Below are 393 nucleotides of genomic sequence, written 5' to 3' on the forward strand. Positions count from 1 at the left end.
AAGGCGAAGAGGGAACGACGGCGGCCGGATCCGTTCGCCAAGGTGACGGCGCAGCTGCACGCGTGGTTCTGTGCCTCGCCCTGGCTGACGGCGCGGGAGTTGCTGGCGCGCCTGCAGGCGGAAATACCGGACAGCTACCCGGAGGCGTTGCTGCGGACCCTGCAGCGGCGGCTGAAGCAATGGCGGGGGGATGCGGCCCGGCAGCTGGTGTTCGGGGCCGGATCTGAGGCCACGGCCGGGAGCGGTGGTGAGGCAACGGGAGCGCCGGTCGCGGCAACGGGTGTAGCCGATGAGGCAACGGGCATGACAGGGTGAGGCAGCAGCGGCGCCTCGGGAGCAAGTTCGTGAGGCAACGGGCTCCGGCTCGGGAGCATCCTCAGATGAGGCAATACG

Annotated in this window: 1 pseudogene; it reads left to right on the plus strand. The window is 70.0% G+C overall.

Annotation, left to right across the window (positions count from 1 at the left end):
- A pseudogene (locus tag Q7A36_RS41040) lies at positions 1–315 on the plus strand (hypothetical protein); the annotation flags it as partial.
- Between the last annotated feature and the right edge of the window lie 78 nt (positions 316–393).

This window comes from Paracraurococcus lichenis (assembly GCF_030657435.1).
GTDB lineage: Bacteria > Pseudomonadota > Alphaproteobacteria > Acetobacterales > Acetobacteraceae > Paracraurococcus > Paracraurococcus lichenis.